The organism is Mesorhizobium sp. M7A.F.Ca.CA.002.15.2.1, assembly GCF_003998715.1.
Taxonomy (GTDB): domain Bacteria; phylum Pseudomonadota; class Alphaproteobacteria; order Rhizobiales; family Rhizobiaceae; genus Mesorhizobium; species Mesorhizobium ciceri.
Window position 1 is genome coordinate 1 of record NZ_RZPI01001062.1, and the last position, 1,099, is coordinate 1,099.

General features: G+C 64.1%; 1 protein-coding gene and 1 pseudogene. Both read right to left on the reverse strand.

Going from position 1 to position 1,099, the window contains the following annotated elements:
• A pseudogene (locus ENZ74_RS32595) lies at positions 1-435 on the reverse strand (extracellular solute-binding protein); the annotation flags it as partial.
• Positions 436-502: 67 nt separating this feature from the next.
• Positions 503-1,099 (reverse strand): ABC transporter ATP-binding protein (locus ENZ74_RS32600; protein ID WP_164761432.1); only part of this gene is annotated, 597 nt, incomplete at its 5' end.

Genomic DNA, 1,099 nt, shown 5'->3' on the forward strand with positions numbered 1-1,099 from the left:
TTCCCAACCAAAGCCGGGCCGCATCTTCTTCTTGTCGACGATGTTGTAATCGATCGGCTCGAGAGCCCCTTGGGCGCCGAGCGTGATGGCCGAGAAGGGGTCTACGTCGACGAGATCCCAGGTCGGCGCGCCGCTCTTGAACTGCGCGGCGATGGCGCCTTCGGTCGGACCCGAACCGTCCATCTTGACGGCGATGCCGGTGTCCTTGGTGAAGGCCTGGCCATAGGCGGCATCATAGGCGGTGATGGCATCGCCACCCCAGTTGACCAGCACCAGTTCCTTGGCCTGCGCAAAGGCACCTGTCGAGCGCAGCAGCATCGGCGTGCCGGCCAGCACGAGTGCCGCCAGCTGTGTGAACTGCCGGCGCGAGATCTCGCCGCGACCTGCCCTGGCGGACAGGCTCTCGACGGCTTGTTTTTTGTTGTCATGTGTCATGTCAGTTCCCCTTTTTTGTTGTTGATAGTGCCGGAAAGCGGTGGAGCGACATCTCGCCACACCGTCGTCATTGCCCTCCATGCGGAAGGAGGAAACCCTTTTCCGCCGGCCAGGTGAGCCAGACGGAATTGCCCTTGCTGAGCGCTGCGGCCGCCACCTCGTTCGGCACCGAGACGGTAACCTTGGCGCCTTGCCGTGTCGTCAGGTCGAGCCGCGTCGCAGCACCGAGATAGGTGGAGTTGGTGGCGGTAGCGGCGATGCCATTCTCGCCATCCGCCGCCTCGCCCGATATCGACATGTATTCGGGCCGGATCGCCAGGATGGCATCGCCGCGCACGAGTTCGGCCTTGCAGCCCATGCTGACCGCGCGGTCTTCGCAAAGGCCGGTCGAGCCATTGCCGGCAGGCTTGACGCCCTTCAGCGGCAGCATGTTGATTTCGCCGAGGAACTCGGCGACGAAGCGGTTGTCCGGCCGGTCGTAGACTTCGTCGGGCGCTCCGACCTGCAGCAGTTTGCCGTGGTTGAAGATGGCAACGCGCGACGACAGCGCCAGCGCCTCGCTCTGGTCGTGGGTGACGAAGACGAAAGTGGTTCCGGTTTCCTGGTGCAGCCGCTTCATCTCGGCCTGCATCTGGCCGCGCAGGCTCTTGTCGAGCGCCGAGAA